17 protein-coding genes are annotated in these 22,888 nt (G+C 49.9%); 6 read left to right on the forward strand and 11 right to left on the reverse strand.

The window, feature by feature from the left end; genetic code table 11:
• Positions 1–2 precede the first annotated feature (2 nt).
• The 3 genes from ACHZBF_RS08215 to ACHZBF_RS08225 are packed head-to-tail and all read left to right on the forward strand — an operon-like array spanning position 3 to position 3,677.
• Positions 3–1,373, forward strand: coding sequence for a phenylacetate--CoA ligase family protein (locus ACHZBF_RS08215; protein WP_029132463.1), 1,371 nt, complete (start codon positions 3–5; stop codon positions 1,371–1,373).
• Positions 1,374–1,383: 10 nt separating this feature from the next.
• The gene (locus tag ACHZBF_RS08220) at positions 1,384–2,700 is read left to right on the forward strand and encodes a putative O-glycosylation ligase, exosortase A system-associated (RefSeq protein ID WP_051301850.1); all 1,317 of its coding nucleotides are present in this window, start codon (positions 1,384–1,386) and stop codon (positions 2,698–2,700) included.
• Between the two features lie 5 nt (positions 2,701–2,705).
• Positions 2,706–3,677, forward strand: a complete 972-nt coding sequence (locus ACHZBF_RS08225; RefSeq protein ID WP_394707557.1) for a polysaccharide deacetylase family protein — start codon at positions 2,706–2,708, stop codon at positions 3,675–3,677.
• Positions 3,678–3,707: 30 nt separating this feature from the next.
• Here the strand turns inward: ACHZBF_RS08225 and ACHZBF_RS08230 are convergent, their stop codons facing one another.
• From ACHZBF_RS08230 to ACHZBF_RS08270, 9 genes are all read right to left on the reverse strand, one after another.
• Complete coding sequence (locus tag ACHZBF_RS08230; protein ID WP_321528170.1) at positions 3,708–5,561, reverse strand: asparagine synthetase B family protein; 1,854 nt, start codon at positions 5,559–5,561, stop codon at positions 3,708–3,710.
• Positions 5,558–6,259: a tetratricopeptide repeat protein gene (locus tag ACHZBF_RS08235; RefSeq protein WP_321528171.1), complete on the reverse strand. Its 702-nt coding sequence runs from the start codon at positions 6,257–6,259 to the stop codon at positions 5,558–5,560. Before ACHZBF_RS08235 ends, ACHZBF_RS08230 begins: the two co-directional genes overlap by 4 nt.
• 66 nt (positions 6,260–6,325) lie before the next feature.
• Entirely contained in the window at positions 6,326–7,780 is a 1,455-nt protein-coding gene (locus tag ACHZBF_RS08240; protein ID WP_084609785.1) for a lipopolysaccharide biosynthesis protein, read from the reverse strand.
• Positions 7,781–8,180: 400 nt separating this feature from the next.
• On the reverse strand, positions 8,181–9,023 hold the full coding sequence (locus ACHZBF_RS08245) for a class I SAM-dependent methyltransferase (protein WP_084609787.1): 843 nt from the start codon (positions 9,021–9,023) through the stop codon (positions 8,181–8,183).
• A gap of 316 nt (positions 9,024–9,339) precedes the next feature.
• On the reverse strand, positions 9,340–9,525 hold the full coding sequence (locus ACHZBF_RS08250) for a transposase (protein WP_394707571.1): 186 nt from the start codon (positions 9,523–9,525) through the stop codon (positions 9,340–9,342).
• Between the two features lie 125 nt (positions 9,526–9,650).
• Complete coding sequence (locus tag ACHZBF_RS08255) at positions 9,651–10,889, reverse strand: glycosyltransferase (protein ID WP_321528173.1); 1,239 nt, start codon at positions 10,887–10,889, stop codon at positions 9,651–9,653.
• A gap of 43 nt (positions 10,890–10,932) precedes the next feature.
• Positions 10,933–12,228 carry a 3-deoxy-D-manno-octulosonic acid transferase gene (locus ACHZBF_RS08260; RefSeq protein WP_169720365.1) on the reverse strand — a complete coding sequence of 432 codons (1,296 nt, stop codon included), beginning with the start codon at positions 12,226–12,228 and terminating at the stop codon, positions 10,933–10,935.
• A gap of 91 nt (positions 12,229–12,319) precedes the next feature.
• Positions 12,320–13,291 carry a GNAT family N-acetyltransferase gene (locus tag ACHZBF_RS08265; protein ID WP_037374737.1) on the reverse strand — a complete coding sequence of 324 codons (972 nt, stop codon included), beginning with the start codon at positions 13,289–13,291 and terminating at the stop codon, positions 12,320–12,322.
• Between the two features lie 49 nt (positions 13,292–13,340).
• Complete coding sequence (locus ACHZBF_RS08270) at positions 13,341–14,564, reverse strand: aminotransferase class I/II-fold pyridoxal phosphate-dependent enzyme (RefSeq protein WP_321528174.1); 1,224 nt, start codon at positions 14,562–14,564, stop codon at positions 13,341–13,343.
• Positions 14,565–14,771: 207 nt separating this feature from the next.
• Here ACHZBF_RS08270 and ACHZBF_RS08275 point away from each other — a divergent pair, with 207 nt between their 5' ends.
• The 3 genes from ACHZBF_RS08275 (at position 14,772) to ACHZBF_RS08285 (ending at position 19,416) form a co-directional block, all read left to right on the forward strand.
• The gene (locus ACHZBF_RS08275; protein WP_029132470.1) at positions 14,772–15,023 is read left to right on the forward strand and encodes an acyl carrier protein; all 252 of its coding nucleotides are present in this window, start codon (positions 14,772–14,774) and stop codon (positions 15,021–15,023) included.
• Positions 15,024–15,037: 14 nt separating this feature from the next.
• A complete protein-coding gene (locus ACHZBF_RS08280; protein ID WP_084609790.1) occupies positions 15,038–16,756 on the forward strand; it encodes a hydrolase 1, exosortase A system-associated in 1,719 nt (572 codons plus the stop codon).
• Positions 16,757–17,397: 641 nt separating this feature from the next.
• A complete protein-coding gene (locus ACHZBF_RS08285; protein WP_169720366.1) occupies positions 17,398–19,416 on the forward strand; it encodes a Kelch repeat-containing protein in 2,019 nt (672 codons plus the stop codon).
• A 46-nt stretch (positions 19,417–19,462) separates the two neighbouring features.
• On the opposite strand, the gene ACHZBF_RS08290 is transcribed toward ACHZBF_RS08285, so the two are convergent.
• Positions 19,463–20,695: a pyridoxal-dependent decarboxylase, exosortase A system-associated gene (locus ACHZBF_RS08290; protein WP_321528175.1), complete on the reverse strand. Its 1,233-nt coding sequence runs from the start codon at positions 20,693–20,695 to the stop codon at positions 19,463–19,465.
• Positions 20,692–22,287, reverse strand: coding sequence for an acyl-CoA ligase (AMP-forming), exosortase A system-associated (locus ACHZBF_RS08295; RefSeq protein WP_321528176.1), 1,596 nt, complete (start codon positions 22,285–22,287; stop codon positions 20,692–20,694). The genes ACHZBF_RS08290 and ACHZBF_RS08295 overlap by 4 nt, the downstream gene beginning before the upstream one ends.
• Between the last annotated feature and the right edge of the window lie 601 nt (positions 22,288–22,888).

Raw genomic sequence — 22,888 nt, forward strand, 5'->3', positions numbered from 1 at the left:
CCATGTCACTCTATACTCGATTTGCCAGCCAGTTTCTTTTCCCGCTGCATGAAAAGCTCAAGGGACACAACAGCGTATTTATTCGCAAGGAGATGGAGCAGAGTCAGTGGTGGTCGCCGGAGCAGTTGCGGGCGTACCAACTACAGCGGCTGAAAAACCTGCTGTCGCATGTTGAGCGGCATGTGCCTTATTACCGCGAGCTGTTTAAAAAACTGGATCTTACCGCCGATAGCTTTCAGTCACTGGAGTCGCTACAGCGTATTCCCTTGCTTACCAAGCAACTGATCAAGGAAAACACCGACGCACTGAAAGCGGACAACTGTCAGACACTGCAGCGCTTCAATACCGGGGGATCAACCGGTGAACCACTGGTGTTTTATATCGGCAAAGAGCGCGTCAGTCATGATGTAGCGGCCAAGTGGCGGGCGACCCGATGGTGGGGGGTGGATATCGGTGATCCGGAAATCGTGGTTTGGGGATCACCGGTGGAGCTGGGTGCCCAGGACCGGGTGCGGGAAATACGTGACAGGCTGCTCCGTACAGAATTGATTCCGGCCTTTGAAATGTCAGACGACAATCTCGATAGATTTGTTGAGAAAATCCGTCAGGTCAAACCGAAGATGCTGTTCGGATATCCCTCATCGCTTTCCTTGATTGCCAGGCATGCAAGAAAACAAGGGGTTGGGATGGATAGGCTGGGTATCAAGGTCGCCTTTGTGACATCCGAGCGGCTCTATGATGAACAGAAGAGGGATATTGAGTCGATCTTTGGTTGCCCGACAGCCAACGGCTATGGGGGGAGGGATGCCGGGTTTATCGCCCATCAATGTCCTGAAGGGAGCATGCATATCACGGCAGAAGATATCATCGTGGAGATTATAGATAGCGATGGAAACGTGCTCCCCGCCGGTGAAGCGGGTGAAGTGGTTGTTACTCACCTGGCAACCGGCGAGTTTCCCTTTATCCGCTACCGGACTGGGGATGTTGCGGTTCTGGGTGAAGAGCGCTGTCCCTGTGGCAGGGGGCTGCCAATACTTAAAGAGATCCATGGGCGGACCACGGACTTCATCGTGGCGATGGATGGCACCGTGATGCATGGACTGGCCCTGATCTATATCCTGCGGGATATCCCATCAGTACTGCAGTTCCAGATTGTGCAGGAGAGCAGGGAAAGAATAGTCGTCAAATTGGTGACATCTGATGCATTTGACGACAACCTGTCACGACAGGTGGTTGACGGCTTCAGAAGTAGATTGGGCCAGGATGTGACTGTCGATCTCGTAAGAGTGGATACGATACCAGCCGAAAAGTCCGGGAAGTACCGGTACGTGAAGAGCAATATGGCCAAATATCGAACGGCTGAGGAAGAGTAATAAACCAACCATGCGCGATATCATTCTCACATTGATCGTATTTGGCTCGCTGCCGTTCATTCTGAGGAATGCCTACGTTGGGGTGCTGGTCTGGTCGTGGCTCAGCTACATGAATCCCCATCGTTTTACCTGGGGATTCGCCTACAGCTTTCCTTTTGCACAGGTCGTTGCGGTGGTACTGCTGATTGCCACCTTGTTGAGCAAGGAGAAGAAATCACTACCCATCACCGGGCTTACCATTTTCTGGATTCTGTTCATATTGTGGATGGGTTTCACGACACTCTTTGCACTACAGCCGGAATCTGCACTCGTCCAGCTGATCAAGGTTGTGAAGATTCAGCTGATTATATTTTTTACCCTGATGCTGATCCATAAGAAGGAGCAGGTGATCGCCTTATTGTGGGTGATTGTAGGTTCCATCGGGTTTTTCGGTATCAAAGGCGGCTTGTTCACCATACTTACGGCTGGCGCGTTCAGGGTATGGGGGCCGCCCGGTTCATTCATCGAGGACAATAATGAACTCGCTGTCGCCCTGTTGATGCTGTTGCCGCTGATCTATTATCTCAAGACTCAAGTAACCCATATCTGGGCGCAGCGCGGACTGATACTGGTAATGCTGCTTTGTGGGCTTTCAGTTTTTGCCTCCTATTCAAGGGGTGCCTTTTTGACCATTGGGGTCATGTCGCTCTACCTGCTGCTAAAAACAAAGAACAAGGTGATTATCCTTACTCTGCTCTTTATTGGTGGCTTCCTGGTCCTCAGTTTCCTGCCGAGTCAATGGCATGAACGGATCAGTACCATACAGGAGTACGAACAGGATGCTTCGGCAATGGGCAGAATCAATGCCTGGACCTATAGCGTCAACGTGGCGAATGACCGATTAACCGGCGGTGGATTCAACTCCTGGTCGACAGCCACATTTAGGATCTACGCACCAAACCCGACTGATGTGCATGCAGCGCACAGCATCTATTTCGGTGTGCTGGGTGACCATGGCTGGATTGGTCTGCTACTGTTTCTCATGATTCTGTTACTGGCCTGGAGAACAGGTGTATGGGTGCGAAAGAATGCCAAAGGGATAGAGGAGCTTAAGTGGGCTTATGACTTTGCCTACTATTTCCAGATAAGCATGGTTGCTTACTGTGCCGGAGGAGCATTCTTGAGCCTGGCCTACTTCGATTTTCCTTGGCATCTATTTGCCATCATCCTTATTGTAAAAAAGATAACCGAGGAACAACTTGAGACGCTGAGACAGCAACACAGTTATCGCCAATCATCTTCCAATACACCCCATTCAGCACTCGCCACATCTTCAGAAACCAGGTAGGCCGGATGGTGGGATTCACAGCGACAAGACATTGGCCTTTTTTGCAACTGGTAACATCATCGAGAGAGAGTGCCAGACTCTCAATTCTTAATTATCACCGGGTTCATCCAGTGGTCGACCCCATTAACCCGGGCGAGATCGATGCGGATGGGTTTACCTGGCAAATGAAGCTGATTGCAAATAATTTTAATGTTCTGACTGTGGGGGAGGCGGCTGAACTTTTAATGAAGGGACAACTCCCCGAACGGTCTCTCACGATTACTTTTGATGACGGGTATGCGGATAATGCAGAGATAGCTCTGCCAATACTCAATAAGTACTCCCTGAAAGCGACCTTCTTTATAGCAACGGGATACCTAGATGGTGGTCGTATGTGGAATGATACTGTCATTGAATCAGTAAGAAGCTTCCCTTCAAGTACTCTTGACTTGTCTGAAAAAGATCTCGGCAGCTATAGCCTGGAGAACTGGGACGACCGGCATAACGCTTACTCGGCAATAATCAGTAAAATCAAACATCTTCCACAGGAGAAGCGGCAATACCTGGTTGACTGGATTGCTTCAATGGTTCCGGGGCTGGGTGGCACTGCACATCTTATGATGCGTAGTGATCAGGTGGCAGAACTTCACAAAAACGGTATGGAAATCGGTGGTCATACGGTCACCCATCCCATTCTGTCCTCCATCCCGGATGAGCAGGCAAAGCGCGAGATAGCCGAGGGCAGGGCGAGACTCGAAGAGATTACGGGCAGTCGGGTAAAGGTGTTCGCATATCCCAACGGGAAGCCGGGCCAGGACTATCTGCCAAAACATTGTGACATGGTTCGACAGCAGGGATTCACGGCGGCCGTGTCGACCCAGTGGGGCGTTTCGACTCCATCTTCTGACCGCTACCAGCTACACCGTTTTACACCATGGGATGACTCCCCGGCAAAATTCATGCTCAGGCTGATCAGAAACTATTATCAAAAGAGGTGAGACAGGCGCCGTAGAAGGCAGGACAAGATACTAGTTGGCGTGTTTTGCCATCCAGAGTTGCAGAACCATCAGTATCCAGATCAGTTCACCATAATAGGCGGCATGTCCCTTGCGGTGCAGTTCGATAGCGTGATCAAGGAACCCGTTGTTGAAGTAACGCGTCTTTTTTAATTCCAGCAAACTTTCGTACGCCAGTTCCTGGAGTGGCTTGTGGGTCTGCATCCAGACACCGAAAGGCAATCCAAAGCCCTGTTTCTTCTTGTCGATGGTCTCCTGTGGCAACCAGTTGGTCAGGGCTGCCTTGTAGAAGTGGCGAAGGTTGCCACCCTTTAGCTTGAGGTTGCTGGGGATTTCAAGTGAAAACCGTAACAGACTTTCATCCAGCATTGGGTACGTTACCTCCACCCCGGCAACGGCGCACATGTGACTGACTTTTCTTATGTCATTGTCTGCAAGCGTATACTGCCAGTCAAAATAGAGCATCCGGTTCAGGGTAGATGCATCAGCGGGACGGCCATAAGTCTCCCGCTGTAGCTGGAGCGGAGCATTGACATCCACCGCCGAAAGAAAATCGGCAGAGAATATCTCAGCAGGACTATGCTGGTGCAGAAAGTTGTAAGTCTGCAGTCGATCGGGGAGTGGTGTGTTTGCCTGGCTGATATAACTTCTGGCCTTGTTTAGAACCCCAAAGTTGCCAGGAAAGTTCTCCACAATCGGCTGAAGCAAATCCTTGCGCAAGAATAATGGAACCTTTTGGTATGCCTCAAAGACGCCTTGTTTGGCATAGCGCTCGTTGCCGGCAAACAGCTCATCTCCCCCATCTCCCGCCAGTAGCCGGCTGATACCGTTCTCCCGGGCAAGTTTGGCGCAGAAATAGGCAGGTAGAGCAGAAGAGTTCCCGAATGGTTCGTCATAACTTGTGGCAATCACAGGAAGAGCCTGAACCACGTCATCGGGTGTCACATAATACTCATTCAGATCAACACCAAAATGCCTGGCGGTGATTCTTGCGAAGGCCATTTCATCGTAGCCCTCGGCGGAGAAACCGATAGAAAACGCTTTTGCATCCGAGTGTAGTTCGGACAGGAAACCGGTGACCGTTGAGCTGTCCAGGCCACCACTCAGGAATGATCCTGTGGTGGCAAAATTATCCGTCGCATTATCTACCGAAGATTTCAGCAGGTTTTTGAGCCGGACTGACAGGGAAGCGATGTCCGCACCGGTCTGTTCCGAGAAGCGGGGCAGCCAGTAGTTTGTCTCGTTTAGAGCGCCATTGGATAACTGTACAAAATGACCGGCAGGTATTTTTTTTATATTCCGGTAGATGGAAACCGGACTGGGCACCATGTGGAAATAGACGTAATCATAGATGCCGTCTTCACGAAGTTCTTTTTCTATCTCATGATGGCCAAGAACACCGCTGGCAGAGGAGCCAAATACAATACCGTCCCCAACTTGAGCATAATAGATGGGATGAAGGCCAAGCCTGTCGGTTACCGCGGTGATTCGGCTACTGCGCTTGTCCATGATCAGGACTGAGAACGGACCTTCGAGATAATCCAGGCAGGCCATTCCGTGTTCCAGATAGGCATGCGAAAGGGCACCGGCATGACTCTCCCTGGAAGAGATAGCCTGAAGCTCCGCTGACTTCCAGCGTGGGTGGCCGGTCAGAGCAATTATACCGCCACCGGGTAAGGTCGATAGACTGTCGCTTGAGAGAGCAGCGCAATCGCCTGTATTCAAGGTCAGCAGATCCAGGGAACTGTTGAGTCCTTTGCTGAAGGATTCAAGTGCATTCTCTATCTCTCTGCTGCCGCTTGGCGAATAAATGCCGGCCAGTACAGGTGCGCGTAGCGTACCCGTTCCTTGAACCTTTTTAATCACTTCCAGTATCCCTTCTTTTTCAGTTTATTCCTTAGTCCCGGCAGAGGATATTCCAAGGCATAAGCCTTCCTGGCATATTCCAGCGACTTCTCGTACTGTTTCATTTCGAAATGGAGCAATCCAATATTGTATAGAAGTTGTGCGGAATCAGGCGCAAGTTCTTCAGCCAAATCGTACTGCTCCAGCGCCTCATTGTACTTGTTCAATTTGTGCAGGTAGAGCCCATAGAGCATCCGGACTGTCCCATCATCCGGCTTAAAATAGATGGCGCGCTGAAAATAGCATTCAGGTGGCGTACTCACCATTCTATTGCGTACTCGTTTAAACGAGTCAGGGAGAAACCAATAACGGGTCACCGCGTAAAGCGCATCATGATGATTGGGGAAAGCGCGTAAAGTGTAGTCTATGTCGTTAATTACCGCGGAATCTAACCTATCTTCTGTAAGGGAGCGAACCCTTGGCATGAAATGCGCACCTTCGACCAGTTGGAGATGTTCTCCCCTGTGCCTTGGATTCGTGTAATCAAAAGGTCCATAGGACTGCCCCTTTCCTTCACATGGGGCACCGGTCAGTGTATCGCCGATCCAGGGTGCGTACTGCGCATTCAGATTCATCGGCAATATACCTAGAAAGATAAAAAGCACCAAGCCCGTACGCAGTGGTTGAGAAAGATGATTCATCCTTTTAGCCATTTTCATACCGCAAAACCCCGTATTGTTATAATGCCGCGTCAATTCAGGCAGCAGATTGATCGGGACTTCTCATCAGGCCTGTCCTTTTGCGCTTCTGAATTGGATATATACGTTCATGATCTCCTCCTGTACCGGGTGTTTCAACAGCCTGACGGATAAAAACCAGGCCAATGCAACCGTGCATGCTTGAAGCGGCAGAATCAGAAGATCGTGAAGTGCCGCCATCTCCAGAAGTTGTGTCGCAAGAATTAGCGTGGAGATTGTAATCAGGGTTACCTTGAAACTCCCCAGGGTGCTTTTTATCAGGTCGATGTAGGTGAACCGAAGAGTTGCGGAGAGATGATAGTTGTAGAGCATCAGTGCCACACTCCAGCTGATAATCCAGACTGCCGCAACTGTCCATGTATCAAAAAGCGAAGCGATACCAATGCCGATGATATGGACAGGTGCAATCAAGAGACTTATCTGGAGCCGTCTTTTGACATGCCCCATGGCAATAAGCGCATTTGGCGCCAGGGAAAACACCGCTGAGATGAGCGCAGATATTGCCAGAATGGATGCCAGGGGGGCTGCGGCTAACCACTGGTCGCCGAATAGCAGATAGATAATACGCTCCGACTCCAGGGCAACAAAGCTGAAAAACGGCCAGGCAATTACGGTAAAAACCGCCACAGCCTTTCGATAGAGGATAATCAGTTGCTCTTCCGAATTTCGGTAAGTAGAGGCAAAAGCGGGTGAGGCGACCCTTGTTACGGCGGCTGTCACATTGTTCCAGAACAGGTTGATCAGCCCCAGCGCCCGGCTGAAGATACCCAGGGCCTCCATACCAAACTGCCTGCCAATGACAAACTCGTGGACATTTGTATTCAGTGTGTCAATCGCACGCGAAGAACTGAACATAACCCCGAACCGCCAGACATGGGGTATCTGTAGGGGGTTCGGGAAGATCAGGGAGTCCCGTGGTCGGTAGATCATGATCAATAGCGTCTGAAAGGCGATGCCTGTCAGGGAGGCCCAGGCCAGGCTCATATAGCTAAACCCCATGAACGCCAGGGTGACCGCAGTCAAGGCGTGGACAATGGTGCTGCTGAACTGAACCACAAAAATATTGCGAAATTGCATTTCGCGGTTGAGTAACGCAAAACCCGGTGAGGCCAGGGGCAAAATGACAAAGTTGATACAGAGGATATTCAGGACATCGATCAGTGCGGGTTCGTTGTAGAAGTTGGCAAACAGGTCCCGAGAGAAAAACAGGCCTGCCGCCATTAGCCAGGCGGTCAGTGTAGTCAGGGCATACGCGCCACTCAGCTTCTCCCGGGTCAGGTTTTTCTCCTGGATAATATATTCGCTGACACCGAAATCCCGAAAAATACTGGCTACCGCGAGAAGTGCGGCGCAGAGGGAGAATATGCCGATCTCCCTCGGGGTCAGGAGTCGAGCCAGGATCATGGAACTGATTAACCTGATAATCTGACCAAGGTTTTTTTCACCTAGTGACCAGAATAGCGATTTTCTTATGGATATCATTGATATTTATGAATAAAGAGTATTTGTTAGATTTACTTCGCGAGGGTGATTCTATCATATATGTGCTTGATATAACTGAAAAATATCAATTCTATTAACACAGTAATTTAAGGAGTTAAGGTTGAGTCGGGTATGGTTGAGGATGATCGAACTATGAGGATATTGTGAGACTACGAATAAAATACTCCGAGACATCGGTATTCGCCTTTTCCATGAATCCTAAGAGATGTTTTCTTTAAATCTCAATATTGGAGTAGACATCGCCTATCCCTTCCCACTAAATAGGAAGAAAATTACCAATGATTTTGAAATGCATCGATGTGATTTTCATCGGCGTATTTTACCTCATTTAGTGTTAACAGGTCCTAGAATGAGTTCTATCTCTACAGAAAGGCCATCGCTAGCTAAATTTAAAGAAACTTAATGATTTCAGTTTGTTCCATTCGCTCATTATTTTATATTGACAACGCTTGAAGAAATTCGTGTTGACTTTATAAGCGAGTGTTCTGTACTCGTTATGCCGGGTAAATGCGTTCGAATAGATTTCGTCAAAAACTCCAGATAATGGATCGCTTTGCAAGCTATCCTGCCTGGGTTTTGCACAAACAGCCAAGATACACTGAGCACTACTTGGCAATGCGCTTTCTACGGGTCCTATTCCATAATTATCACTATCCATTTCCACCCCAGCCAGTTGATAAAAAAAGTCTATTTGTTCAAAATGCGGTTTAAGTACTGACCGAAATAAATCAAAGTCAAAGTCAAAAAAGTGGTGATCTGTCAGTCCCCAACTGTTGGGAACAGATAGGATTGCCAATCCATTTTCAGCATCAAGTAATCGAACTATTTCCCGCATATGAGATTTTGGACAAAGAGTATGCTCAACTGTTTCAAATGAAATCACTACATCAAACGTTTTCGCTTCAAAGTCTGTATACTCGACACATGACTTTTTAAACCTTGTATTCATACTTGCATATTTCTCCGTTGCGTATTGGATTGCATCACTAGAAATATCAATTCCTACAACCTCTCGTGCAACTCCAGCAATTAATGCCGAACCGTAGCCCGTACCGCAAGCTCCATCAAGCACTCGTTTACCATGACAATAATCCATAGCGAATTGATAACGACGAAGGTGAAATTTTCTTCTATCCTCGGGAAACAAATCACAATTGGCATCCATTCTTAACGAATTATTGTCCGCTAGCCACTTGTCGCTGTTGGTCTCTACTTTATTCATGGTACGTCCCAATAAGTTAGGTTTTTGGTCGTGATGAAAATTCACTGTTGTCCCAATTCAGGACCAATTGAATACACCACTGGCTAAAGCTGGTCACGTCTAGTTACAGTTAAAAAGCGAATTGATCGAACATTCGACTGATGGATGTCGCCACACGACATGAAAATCGTCGTTCGGATCTAGCGGTGCTTGGATCTTGATATATTCCTTTTATACTTCGTTAATCACATTCGCACCATAGGTGCTGACCCCAATATCATTTACTAAAGTGACTATATTCGGACAGCAGCTTATACGAACTCTTTGCCATCAGAAACTAGACCGCTTTTGATACCGACATCTGTTGCGGTATCACTATTACTAGATGCACGTGATCTCGATTGATCAATCTGGCTAAGATCATCATCTCTTTACTCCGCGCTATTTCTCGAAGTAACTCCCGGCAGCCATGGCTCACTTCACCTGCCAATACCGGATACCTATATTTTTTCGATGACACCAGCTGGCACTTACAATCTTATACCGCATGGCTACTCTTATTTGTATGCTTCGATTTTTCGCGCATATCCTGGATCCCGTTATTCGTCGCCTAATGGCAAGGATTTTACTGATTCCCTATTGGCGACTCTAAATGTTGCGTACTAATTTATCCATGTTAGTAACCCAAGTTATCGAAATATTTTCTCTGGAATAACGCGTGATGTCAGGGGAGTTAGAACTAGTAATCGATTGTTTTCTTGTATCATCAATAAATTGCATTATGGTTTTGCATATATGCTCCACATTATCGAGCGGTGCAATATGGGCTACATTATTTTTCACCAACAACCTGGCCGTATCACCCGTCTCATCAGTCAAGGCTAACACCGGTTTCTGCGCCCTGAGATACTCATAGGCCTTGGCTGGTATCTGCTGGTTACATCCTTTGCCCTGCAATAGAAGCAATCCATCCACATCAAGCATCTCCTGCAATGCCTCCTGATATGGAATAGAGGGCTTTAACTTGACGATATCGTCTATTCCCAACTCTCTCAGCCAGGATGAATAGGTGTCTTCATGTCCACTGGCCCGTAGCGTAAGTTCGAAACTATCTTCCGAGATACGGGAGTCGGTTTTGAGCTTGCTGATGGCCTCAAAGAGTTGTCTGGGGTTTCGTTCATGAATATAGACAAGCCCGGAATGGACCATCCTGATTTTCCCGTCCTTGGTCGGCCTTGGAACCAGGCCGGCATACTGCTTTTCATTATAGCCATTGGTGACCAGTAGCCATTTCCCACTCTCCACCTTGGGATAGCGCATCCTGTACTCATCAAGTGCACCCGGAGTGGCAAATACCAACTGTGTGGCACGACGTGCTGCCGTCTTCTCAATCCAGTTGAATACTTTCCACTTGGTTGGATCACTGGGATAGCCGGGTTGCGCCATAGGATCCCTGAAATCCGCAATCCAGGGGATGCCGGTCAGACGGTTGAGAATGATGGCGATCAGGTGCGCAGAGGCGATGGGGTAGGTGGAGATTATCAGGTTCGGTCGATTTCTAACAATATGGGCCAAGCCACGGATTACCGCAAAGATGATCCATGACTGCAGATTATCTGGGAGCGCCATCCATTGAAGATACTTGCCCTTTATGGAGAGTTGTTTGGCTGTATCGAAAGCCAGGGCACGGATAACCCGTATTTCGGGATCAATATCTTTCAGTGTTCCGCTGTCCGTTCTTTCATAGGTCCATTCACTGGCACTCAGGATGGCTACATCCCAGTTATGTTGCTTCATGGCATTGGCCAGGGAAACTATGCGGTGCACACCACTGCTTACTGCTACAGGTGGGAAATGGTAGGCGATCAGGAGCACTTTTTTATTCATATTTATTATTCTTTAGGGGAGATATTCGGTACGGGTTGGTTGTTTACTGGTAACTGGCTAGTTGAGTGGTTTTCAGTGTCCTCTCAACTGCCCCGGAAAGTGATTTGAGTTGTGCGAAAATCTGTTTGGAACGCCCTTCTTCTGAAGCATTCTTGGTGGCGTATTCAATAATTTTGCGACTTATCCCTTCGGATTTGTCAACGTGCATGATAAGTTTTTTGTCCCGGGTTAGCTGATACACAGGGTAACTCGGATAGAGTGGGTTCCACTCCCCGGAGACAATGGTAGGTTTTCCAAATGCAAGTGGCTCCAGAACATTGTGATTGCAACCTACATAACAGATGGTGGCGATAGAGTAGAAACTTTTCAGTTCTCCAAAAGTATCCAGCAGGAGAAGGTCGTTTCCGGCCAGATCAGCCGTGCTCAGCTTTGACTTCATCTTATAAACCAGTCCTGACTGTTCCAGCTTCTCTGTGAGTGACTGCATGAAACACTGGTTTTCCGGGTGCCTGGGAGCAATGATAAACCGGATATCCGGATGGGATATCCTGATCGCACGGATGGCATCAATTAGAATATAGCATTCATCAATATCTGCCAGACATCCCGCAACTACAATGGGTGAATTGCTGTTCTCCAGATAGGAGAGGATCGGTCTGCTCGTCTCGTCAGTTATCCTGATATTCTCATCCCACAGTGAATCGAACTTCATGTTCCCGGTAATGGAGATGCGCTCTTCTCTTGCACCAGCCTGGATGAGCCTGGATCTGATATTTTCGTTCTGGACCCCGATGGAATCGAATGAGTCGAGGTACTCCTTGCGGAACAGACGGACCTCGAGACTATCCATTCTACAGGCTGGAGCATAATCGTACAGCCAGGCGTTTACCAGATGAACGCGGGCTCCGACGGACTTTGCCTGGTGGAGCAACCCATACGAGAGCCGGCAGGGAGCATCACATGGCATTGCCGGTATTTCACAGACAAAGAATAGGGAAGGTGGTAACTGTGCTGTCAGGTAAGAGCCATCCGTCGTGCGCCCTGTCAGTTCTACGACATAGGCATTACCGAAGTGCTTTTGATAGCTCTCGCGGTAGCAGTGGCGGTCTGTTATCAGAACAAGCTGCCCACGTAGTTCGAGTGATTTAATAAACGGCAGACAGGCGTTTAATTCACCAATAGTGGAGCAGAAAACCCAGATCAGGTCGCCAGCGCTATCAGAGTAATTGGTTGGGGGGTATATGCCGGGCTCTGCAGATGTTTGACTTCTGACATCTGCCAATCTATTCAGCATGGAAAATGCCTTCCACTTGATAGTCGATGAGATACTACTCAGCATATATCCTTCCCTAGGGTAACGGCGCATGAGTCTCGTTAACTCTGTCATACCGTAGCAGCGCTTCTCTCGAATTTCTAGAAGAGATGGAAGGCTAAAACTTCTTGCAGTTCACATGGTAGAGCATACGGGAGTCATGACTCCACTTGGTATGCCAGTCCATCATTTTTCCATAGAACTCAATCGACCTGATCTGTTTATTATTGAATACCTGCTGAAAAGTATCCTGCCGCATCAGGAATGCCGGTGAACTGGTCGATATGCTCTCGTCGTAGGTGGTTTTGAGTATGACGAAGACACCTGCCTGCTCGATACAAAGATCACTCGCAACCAGTTCATTATTGTAGAAGTATTGGTAAATGGACCCCAGTTTTCTGTTGCAGAAATCTTCCATCAGGGCAACATAGAATTTGCCTTGTGAGTTGTTGATCTCAATCGCCGTGCCTTCTTCTCCCTTCCAGCCCGCAGATTCCAGCTTACCGTAGGCCTCAATGGCATCCCTGACATGATCACGGTCCCGAATGATGTTGAGGTGTGTTTCAATCCCTTCTTTTTGCAGGCGATTTCTCTGGCGTTTCAGGTTGTGGCGGAGGTTTTTCCCTCTGGAGGACCAGTAGTCGTCAAAACTGCCAGAGGTATCGACCGTTGCGGTTTCTATATAGTCCATGGTGGAGATACAACCCTGATCTGCCGGGCGTGGATAGATAGATGGGTCTTGCTGGGTGAGACCAAGTTTCAGTACGATTCCCGGAAGTTCAGTTGACAAGGTCTTCATGAGATCCTGTAACTCGTTCCCAGAATTGTTAATCCATGCCCCGAGGGGAGCCTGAGAGGGTTGGAACGTGTCCCATACACCAAATTTTGATTTATAGACCACAGTCATGGCGTTGATGGTGTCGGATTCCTGGTGAATTGCCAGGATCTCTTTTCCGCTGCCCAATTCTTCCAGGGAATAAGCTATGAATGCGGAGTCGAGTACAGGGCTTTTCGGACCCTGACCATTGAGTTCATCCCACTGTTCACGGTATCTGCCGAAATCACCGGCAGGATAGAGTTGCCATGTCATGAAGCTGTTCCTTGTTGTTCAAAGTTGGCAGACAGGATTTTCGTACCCATTAACCCGTCTGATTATGGCGTGACAACTCATGCCGGATATTATCCACCATCCATTCGAGTTCCGCTTGATGAAGCTCCTGATGGCAGGGTATCTGTACCAGGTGACGACTGTAATAGTGACTGTTTTTACAGGTATTACTATCCACCTCTTCATCCAGAAACTCCCACCTCAGAAGGGGAACGCCCATTCTTCGCAAGTTGATGAAAGCAGGATCAACCTGGTCGATGATGATTGGAAATATATAGGGCACGACCCCTTCAGGCAATTCAGGATGGAGACGACGGCAGTTTGGTATGTCGGCCAGCGCATTGGACAACCATCGATAGTTGCTGATTCTTCTGTCTATGATGCGATTGGTGGATACCATTCTGGAGATCCGTAGAGAGAAAGCAGATATACGGGTGTTGATCCACCTCGGCTGGAAATCAAATCCACCATCTGATGCGGCCGGAGAACTCTCGGCATGGGACTCTCCGCGTTGAGATTTCAACCACCTCCACAGCAGGTTTTTTATCTTGAGTGGAATCCACAGCAGTAGCTCGAGAGTTTTCAGTCTGTTGTAGATGAAAGATTTTTCCAGGGTGTTAAGTGCGCATCGCAGCTCGAATTCGCGCCCGCCCGGCTCTGTTTGCACCTGGAGATTGTGGGCTGTGTTGGCCGTGAGAACGCCACCATCATTGACAGGAAAAAACTTCATCAGGCTGCCGGCGGCATAGTCGCCAAAGCTTCCGAGAGGTTTACCCTGATAGTTGCTGAAGAGGGCATGTGCGCAATCTTCCAGCAATACGATGCCCTTGTCGGTACATAGTTTCTGCAATGCATTGATCGGCTGTGGGAATCCAAAGTAGTGTGCTACCAGAAGAAGTCGCGTCTTGTCATTCAGTTTCTGCTCGATATCCTCAAGGTCGATACTCATATCCGGCAGTATCCGGTAGAAAACGGACTTTGCGCCGGAATGTTTGACGGGCGCAATCATGGAACTGCAATGATAGGCGGGTACCAGTACCTCGTCTCCCTCGCAAATCCGGTTCAGCATCAAGGCCTGTGCGATTGCCATTCGTCCACTGGTCAGGTAAACAACTCTCTGGCTATCCAGAATACTTGGTTTTTTGCTGCGACCACCCAGAAAGGATCCCAGCGAAAGTGGGACAGAGCCTGGAATAATCGTGTTCACCGGCTCACTTGACGACAGGCTAACACCAATATTGCTTTCTACTTCCATGTCAACGGCCGCTCATGAATGGGATTTTTTATCCAGGGGAATGGTCGGCTGAGTATAGAGGAATCATATATTTGCAGGCAAATGTGCTCATCGTGATAGAGATGGGGGAAGAACGGTTGTAAAATGGCTGTTCATGGCAGGTTCAAGGCCCGGCTTGGCAGAATAAATATAACTATCTGAATTATTGAGTATAAATGGAGATTTTTGATGGTGACGATTGAACAGGTCAAGGAGATCATCGGATCGGTTCTGCAACTTGGAGACAGTGTTGACGGTTTCGATAGTTCAACACAGCTGCTTGGGAGTGTACCGGAGTTCGACTCGATGGCGGTGGTGTCCGTCATTACCGCAATCGAGGATAACTTTGGGATTGTGGTCGATGATGATGAGGTCAGTGCCGAGATTTTCGAGACTATAGGCTCGCTCCACGAATTCGTCATAGAAAAAGTCGCCGGTTGATAGAACAACTGGCCATGCATCCAGAATTTATCCAAGGCCCGTCGGGTCGACTTTTCACTCTTACCTTCATGCCTCCTGGAGATCGACTTCCCACCTCGTGGGTTCTGCATCTTCCTGCCTTTGCCGAGGAGATGAACAAATCCCGTCACATGGTCAGTTGGCAGGCCAGGCAACTGGCTCTACAGGGGCACGGCGTCCTGGTGGCAGACCTGTTTGGGACAGGAGACAGCGATGGTGACTTCAGCCAGGCGGACTGGATATGCTGGAAGCAGGATGTGCGTTTTCTTTTACAACGGATTGAAGCACTTGGCGCGACAGAGATTACGCTGTGGGGGCTAAGAGTTGGTGCTTTGCTTGCGGTGGATATGCTAAAAACCGCACCCGAATTAGTCCGTCGGCTGTCGCTCTGGCAGCCGGTGATTAACGGAAATCAGGCGATAGCCCAGTTTCTCAGGCTCCGGCTAGCGGCAGGAATGATGACCGGGAATGGCGAGAGCATGGCAGATCTCAAGCAGATCCTGTCGGCTGGAGAGCGATTGGAAGTGGCAGGTTATGGACTCTCTCCCGCACTCTATGAACAACTCTCGGCGCAATCAATGAATGATATTCCCGCTGAGACGATCAGCAGGACTCAAGTGAATTGGCTGGAGGTCGTAGCTGCACCCGAGAAGCCGCTGAATCTTCAGTCACAAAAGCTGCTCTCCAGATGGCAGGAAGCCGGTTGTTCCGTGCGTTCGGAAGCTATTGTGGGCGAGCCGTTTTGGACAACCCAGGAACTCGCGACCGCTCCGCACCTGATTGGCTGCACGACGGATCTGTTGATACATGCCGGCCTTGGTTCGACACCCGTGCAATCACCTGCTGAACGGGAGATTGCCACGGATGACGAGAGACCACTTACCTTCGATTGCCGGGGCGAACACTTGGTTGCTGTTCTGCACAATCCTTCGTCTGAAAGCAGGCGTGCATTGCTCGTGGTCGTAGGTGGCCCGCAATATCGGGTTGGAAGTCATCGGGAGTTCGTTCTGCTGTCAAGAAAACTGGCGAAATCCGGATACCCCGTTTTCCGATTTGACTATCGGGGTATGGGGGATAGTGAGGGTGACTATACCGGATTCGAAAATATTCAGGATGATATAGCAGCCGCCATTGATTCCCTGCAGTCGAGTATGTCCGGGGTAGAGGAGGTGGTGATCTGGGGGTTATGTGATGCGGCCACTGCAGCATCTTTCTATGCGGCCAGCGACCCCAGAGTGGCTGGCCTGGTATTGGCGAATCCCTGGGTTCGGAGCGAAGAGGGCGAAGCCAGGGCCTTTTTGAAGCACTACTATATCAAGCGAATTCTATCTCTGGGATTCTGGAGGAAAGTTCTGCGGGGTCAACTGGATATTGCGCAATCAGCGAGTTCGCTTCAGAGCAACCTGAAAATCGCAACAGGTGGTGAACAGGGGAGCGGTGACACGCAACCCAACATCCCGGCTGTTAGTCTGGCGATCCGACTGGAGCAGTCTTTGCGAGAGTTCAAGGGCCAGGTTCTGTTTATCCTGAGCGGGAATGATCTGACGGCTGCTGAATTCAAGGACGCGGTTGAGGCATCACGAGGCTTCAAAGGTCTTCTGGGTGAGTCGCGTTTTGAACAGTTCCACCTGGAGGCGTCGGATCACACCTTTTCTCGCCATGAATGGCTGGAGCAGGCCATCCAGCGCACAGAATCTTGGCTGAAGGCGTGGTAGATCGATTCAATGGCGGCTGGCTTGGCTATACTCAATGGAGCCCGGGACCGGTTTTATGCAATATTCTGTTAGAAAATTTATGCTAATCTTATTTACTCGTCACACTCTGTAGAACTACCGATTTACAACAGTGTTTTGCTTTTCCCGGTTTATGCTTTCTGATCATGGACGACGATCATTACTGCACATTGTGCGTCAAAGGTTCGCCCTTCAGAGGCCATTCGAACCGCTCCAGTCGATGACTAAATCGAATGGTCACCTGAAATCATAGCAATAAGTAGGTTGTTTCTGGATGAGTGTCATCCTGCGTACGCCTGAACTGTGTGGCGGATTTCAGTAAATATATGGGGTGCGTTATGTGGAGTGAAATTCTTTAACACAAGGGAAGGTGTCAATCTATGCCTGGTTCCGGTCAATTTCCTGGTAATTGCCTCGTTATTATTCTTACGTGTTGTCTTTATGCCGCACCACACAATGTTTTGGCCGATGAACAGCAGCTGCCTGCACTCGCCATCGGGGTTAACCTGGATGATTGCGCGAAGAAACTGGAGCAGCAGGGGGGCTGGTGTGAAATAAGGGTGAATGACAAGCACCCCTCCATTTCTTCCGTGTGGCCGGAGAATCTGAGTAAGAGAATCCGCATGAGAACGGGCGGGAAGTCGATCTTGACCGCCTGGAACAGCGCGGCTTTTGATGAAGACAATCTCTATCTCTATTTTTTTGGTGGAGGACATGCGGACTATGGGGGAAATGAGGTCTATCGGTTTGATCTTAAGAAGGGTCAGTGGAAGCGACTGACCGATCCATCCCCACTGGATCAGCTATATGTACTGCATGATTATGGCGCCAGAAAGAATAAACCTTGGAGACGACTTTGCTGGATGCCAGACCCGGAAAAGGTACCCGGGAGTTCACATACCTATGACGGTATTCTATTCAGCAAAAAGACGAAAACGGTGTTCCTCTATACCTACGGAGCGGCCAATGGTTCATGCCTTGAGGACAAGGAGGACGAGTATAAAAACAGTCCCTTGGTATGGGGTGATCGGAGAGTCGGGTTTGGCTGGTACGAATTTAATCCATCAGTGTCGGGTGAGCGAAATGGACTTGCGCCACTTAAATGGCGAAAAGTCTTCGGTTACGAGGAACTGAAGCAAAAGAATGTACATCAGAGTTATCCCGTTTCAGCTGAGTTAACGGATGGAAGCATTTTATTGGGCTCAAAGAACAGGGCTGTCGTTTATGACCCGATCAATGCCGATATCCAGAGCGCAAAATCATTTATGGGTCAGGCAGACTGGGGGGATGGTCTCAAGGTATATGATGAAAAACGCAATCAGATATGGTCCATTCACAAAAAGTCATTGTTACAGTTTGATGCCAGTACCGGCCAACTGATACATACCCACAAACAGATAATTCCCCACGGGAAATCAATTGCAATTAACCGGGATGGCGACCTGGTTTCATGGGACGGGCGATGGAATATCTTCATGTTCAGTCCGGATGCGAAGAATCCTGGATGGCGTCACTACAACTGGATGAAACAGGGGCCCCAGCGCGGGGATGTTCGGGTGTATGGAAAATGGGTCTATCTGAAGGATTACGATTTGTATGCCGGCATTTCGTCCCATGAAACGGGCTTCTGGATATATAAGCATCCTCCACAGATGAAACCGGTCAATTACGCACCGTTCAACCTGGGTGAACTAGTGAAAAAGACAGTAACCGGTGGTGTATTGAAAGTGCCGGCCGGGATCTATGGCCAGGGGCTTTATATCAACAGGTCGATGACTGTCGATCTCACGGGAGTGTCGATTAGAGGGATTGCAAATCGCAAGGGAATAGTGAATGTCTCCTGCAATGGATGCCAGGTGAAAATTACAAATCTCAATGCCGACGGGATACAAGCAGACTGTCTGGGTGGGAATTGCGCCGGTATCAAGGCGGAGGGTAAGGGGTTTGATCTGACCGTTGATCACGCCGTGATCAAAAACACCGTGATAGGGATCATAACTGACAACAGAGGGGGGACTCTTCGTTTGACAAACAGCCTGATCGAAAACAGCGGCCTGGATGATCGTTCGAAAACCCTGGGACATGGATTTTACGCGGGTGATATCGACAAGGTAGTGGTGGAGAACAGCGTCATCAGGCGCTCTTTCGGCAAGGGGCACTTGTTCAAGAGTCGGGCCACAGAAACAGAGATTGTTAACACGGTGATAGCTGGACTTGATGGCAGGCACTCACGCCTGATTGACTTCCCTTGTGGGGGGCACCTTTCGGTACACGAAAGTGTCCTGCAACAAGGCGAACGGACAGACAATATCGACCTGATCAGTGTGGGTACCGAGGCAAAAAACTGTGGTGGTAGTGTGCGGCCCTCCAATGTCTCAATTACCAATAACTGGGTTATTTTTGACCGGGATGAGTCGGAAGATGAACCCGCTTTCAACTATGGCTTTAACCGCTTTTTTACCTGGCGTGCACCGATAGAAAAACTCGTGGTTTCTGGCAACCGGATCATCGAGACTACCGGGCGCTTCCGGTTTGATGGGGAGGATCATGTCCCCGACCTGTCAGAGGGAAATCAATTCTTCAAGAGTCGAAAAGCGGCTGGACTTGGGCCTGACCAGTTACCAGGGAGACCTTCCCGGTAACAAGTCTGGGGTAGGGTGGATAAGCGACAGCGCATCCACCGCCCAACTATACCAGCACCTCAACGGTGTGTGGGTGGCTTAGGAAATCCTGTGGGCTGGCATTCAGCCCATAGGCCCCAGACTGGTAGATAACCACCAGGTCGCCGATTTCCATCACGGGCAGTTCCATCTTGCCGGCCAGAATATCCAATGGTGTACAGAGTGGCCCGACGATGCTCACGACTTCGGTTGTACCCGATGACACCCGGTTGCCGACGCAGACGGGATAATTCTTTCTGATCACCTGGCCGAAGTTACCCGATGCGGCGAGGTGGTGATGCAGTCCCCCATTGGTAACGACAAAGGTCTCGCCCCGGGAGACTTTTTTATCAATCACTTCGCAGACATAGATGCCGGCTTCGCCAACCAGGTAGCGGCCCAGTTCAATGACTATCTCCGCCTCTGGCAACCTTGGAGCATAGTTGTTCAGAAGGGTTTGCAAATTCTCCGCGACGGGGGCAGGGTCGAGCGCCTTCTCTCCAGGGAAGTAAGGAATGCCGAAACCACCACCAATATTCAGCCATTCAATCGGGGAGGGTGCGTGTTCCGATAAACGCCAGGCCAGTTCAAAGGTCTTTGTCTGCGCCTCGATCAGTGCTTCCGGCCTGAGGTTTTGCGATCCGCTGAAGATATGAAAGCCCCTGAAATCCAGTTCCAATGAACCAATTCTCCGCAGCACCTCGGGAACCCGCTCGGCATCTATACCAAAGGGTTTTGGGCCACCACCCATCTTCATGCCGGAGGTCTTGAGTTCGAAATCTGGATTGACCCTGATCGATACCCTGGGCCGAATCGAAAGTGCATTGCCGATATTGGCAACGCGCTCCATCTCGCCCTCCGACTCCATGTTGATAATCACACCGGCCGCAACAGCAGCCGTTAACTCCTTGTCGGTTTTGCCTGGACCGGCAAAACTGATGTTGCCGGGGGATACACCAGTATCCAGTGCGATTTTCATCTCGCCAAGGGATGCGACATCAAGGCCATCGGTAATTGCCGACAAATGCTGTACCACCGCGGGCATGGAGTTGGCCTTGATGGCGTAGTGCAGATGGATAGTGTCCGGGAGGATCGCGCGAAGTGCCGAAACCCTTGCCGATATCAGCTGGCGGTCATAGGCATAGAACGGGGTCTGACCTACCCGCGCCGCGAGTGTTGAGAGCGGGATGCCGCCGATCTGGAGTTGGTTATCCTGCACCGGAAATTGCGCCATTGTCTCGTGCCTGGGTGTTGCCTTCATGTCAACTCACTCTCCTGAAACAACTCCCGGTACTGCTGGGCAAGGGATTTCCTGTCGATTTTTCCGTTCTGATTTCTGGGCAGACTTTCTCGTATCAGTACCGCCTGTGGCACCATGAAATTGGGCAACGCCTTGCGGCATTGCTGCAGGATGCTTTCTTCCGTTTCAGTACCCGCATCCGTCACGAGCAATAGTATGGCCTGGCCCAATGTCGGATGGGGGATGCCCAGGGCCGCCACCTCGCTGGCCAGTTTGCAGCCGTAGACCACCTCTTCGACTTCCGTGGGGCTGACCCGGTAACCGGAGGTCTTGATCATCTCGTCCTTGCGGCTGATAAAGTAGAGATAGCCCTCTTCATCCCGCTTCACCTGATCCCCTGACCAGACCGCGATCTCGGTTAACGGGATCTCGGCTGCCTGTCCGGGGCAGGGCCTGAAGCGCTCAGCGGTCTTTTCCGGGTCGTTCCAGTATCCCTGTGCGACCAGTGCGCCGCGGTGCACCAGTTCGCCCGGTTCACCCGGCGCGCATTCGGAACCGTCCTCGCGTACCACCAGTATCTCGGCGTTTGGTATTGCCTTGCCCATCGATTCCGGCCGGATGTTCACCTGGTCAGGTGGCAGATAGGTGGAGCGAAAGGCCTCGGTCAATCCGTACATCAGGTAGATATCGGTAGAAGGAAGCGCCTGCTGCAGGTTGCGGGTGGTAGTTTTGGGCATGGCGCCGCCGGAATTAGTGATGTAGCGGAGTGATCTGGCGGTGACCTCGGGCCACTCCAGTTGCGCCAACTGGTTCCATAGCGGGGGGACGGCGGCCAGACCGGTAATCCTGTAACGCTCGACCGCACGAATTACGTCCCGCGGCAACAGGTAATCCATCAGCACGACCCGGGCGCCGACATGGAAGGCGGTGGTCATCTGGCTGAGACCGTAGTCGAAGCTGAACGGTAGCACCGCCAGCAGCCTGTCATCGGGTCTGTTCCCCAGGTATTCGGCAACGCTTTCGGCCCCGGCAATCATATTGCGGTGTGAGAGTACAACACCCTTCGGATTCCCTGTACTGCCGGAGGTATAGAGTATGGCGGCCATGTCACTATCGATACGGCGATGGCCTTCCTTCCGCCCGCCATCCTCGCCGGAGAATGCTTCACCCCAGTGCAGGATATTCAGTGCCGGGAGCATCGGTCGCTTACTTTCCGGGTTTCCCGACACCACCACACTGCGCAGGTCATGACACTCAGGCAGGACCTCGGCGAGCAGGTTGAGTCGATCGGTCGATGTGATCAGTATGCGGACATTGCAATCTTTAAGGATATAGGCCACCTGGTGCGGTTTTAGCAGGGGATTGATCGGAACAAACACGCCTCCGGCCCGGGAAGCGCCAAACAGCCCGAATACGGTTTGCGGTTGTTTGGGGAGATAGACAGCCACGCGCTCCGAAGGGCTGAAACCCAGCGCCAAAAGGCCCGATGCGACCGTATCGACCTTTGATCTGACAGAAGCGTAGGTGAACTCCTCCTGTTTGTGAACCAATGCTACCCGGTCTGGCCAGTTATTGGCGGCCGAATCGATTAACTGATGAAGGAGTATTGACATCCAGTTCCCTCTAAGTATTTGAATATACGTGGATTATCTTTAGCAAATTTAATGTGCGGTGGCCTAGTTGTTTAAGTGGCCAAACAAATATCTAACCAACAAGAAAACCCTCAGTAATGAGCAAAGATACCAGAACCTTGAACAAAGTTGCGAAGATTGATGACCACCGAATTCAAAACCACTTTGGTAGGCGGGGGGCTATGAATAGCTTACGCTAAAGTCACCACCCAAGTCGGCCGGGATTGTAATGCTGAAGGTTGGGTACAGAGGAGGGAGGCGGGTACTTGCTCCAAATGTCTGAAACACTTCGGTCGTGAGTATCACGATCATCCTCTGATGACCACAAACTTTAAACAGTCCTTAGGTTTATCTCACAATGCAACCGCGTCCCTATTTTTAGGCTCAAGTGTCATTGGAAGGGGCACTACTGTCTTCACAGACTCAATTATATATGGAATAATACTCCCTCGAAAATTGCCGTATCAGTAGTGTGCTGCGTTCTTCACAAATTCGGTGCGCAGAAGTAATTTAGTATTCTAAGGCAGCGCTACAGTAGTAGCGTTGATTTAGCTTTAGTAAAATCGGCACAGGGAAGAAACAA

The sequence above is a fragment of the Sedimenticola selenatireducens genome, assembly GCF_963675335.2.
Classification (GTDB): domain Bacteria; phylum Pseudomonadota; class Gammaproteobacteria; order Chromatiales; family Chromatiaceae; genus Sedimenticola; species Sedimenticola selenatireducens.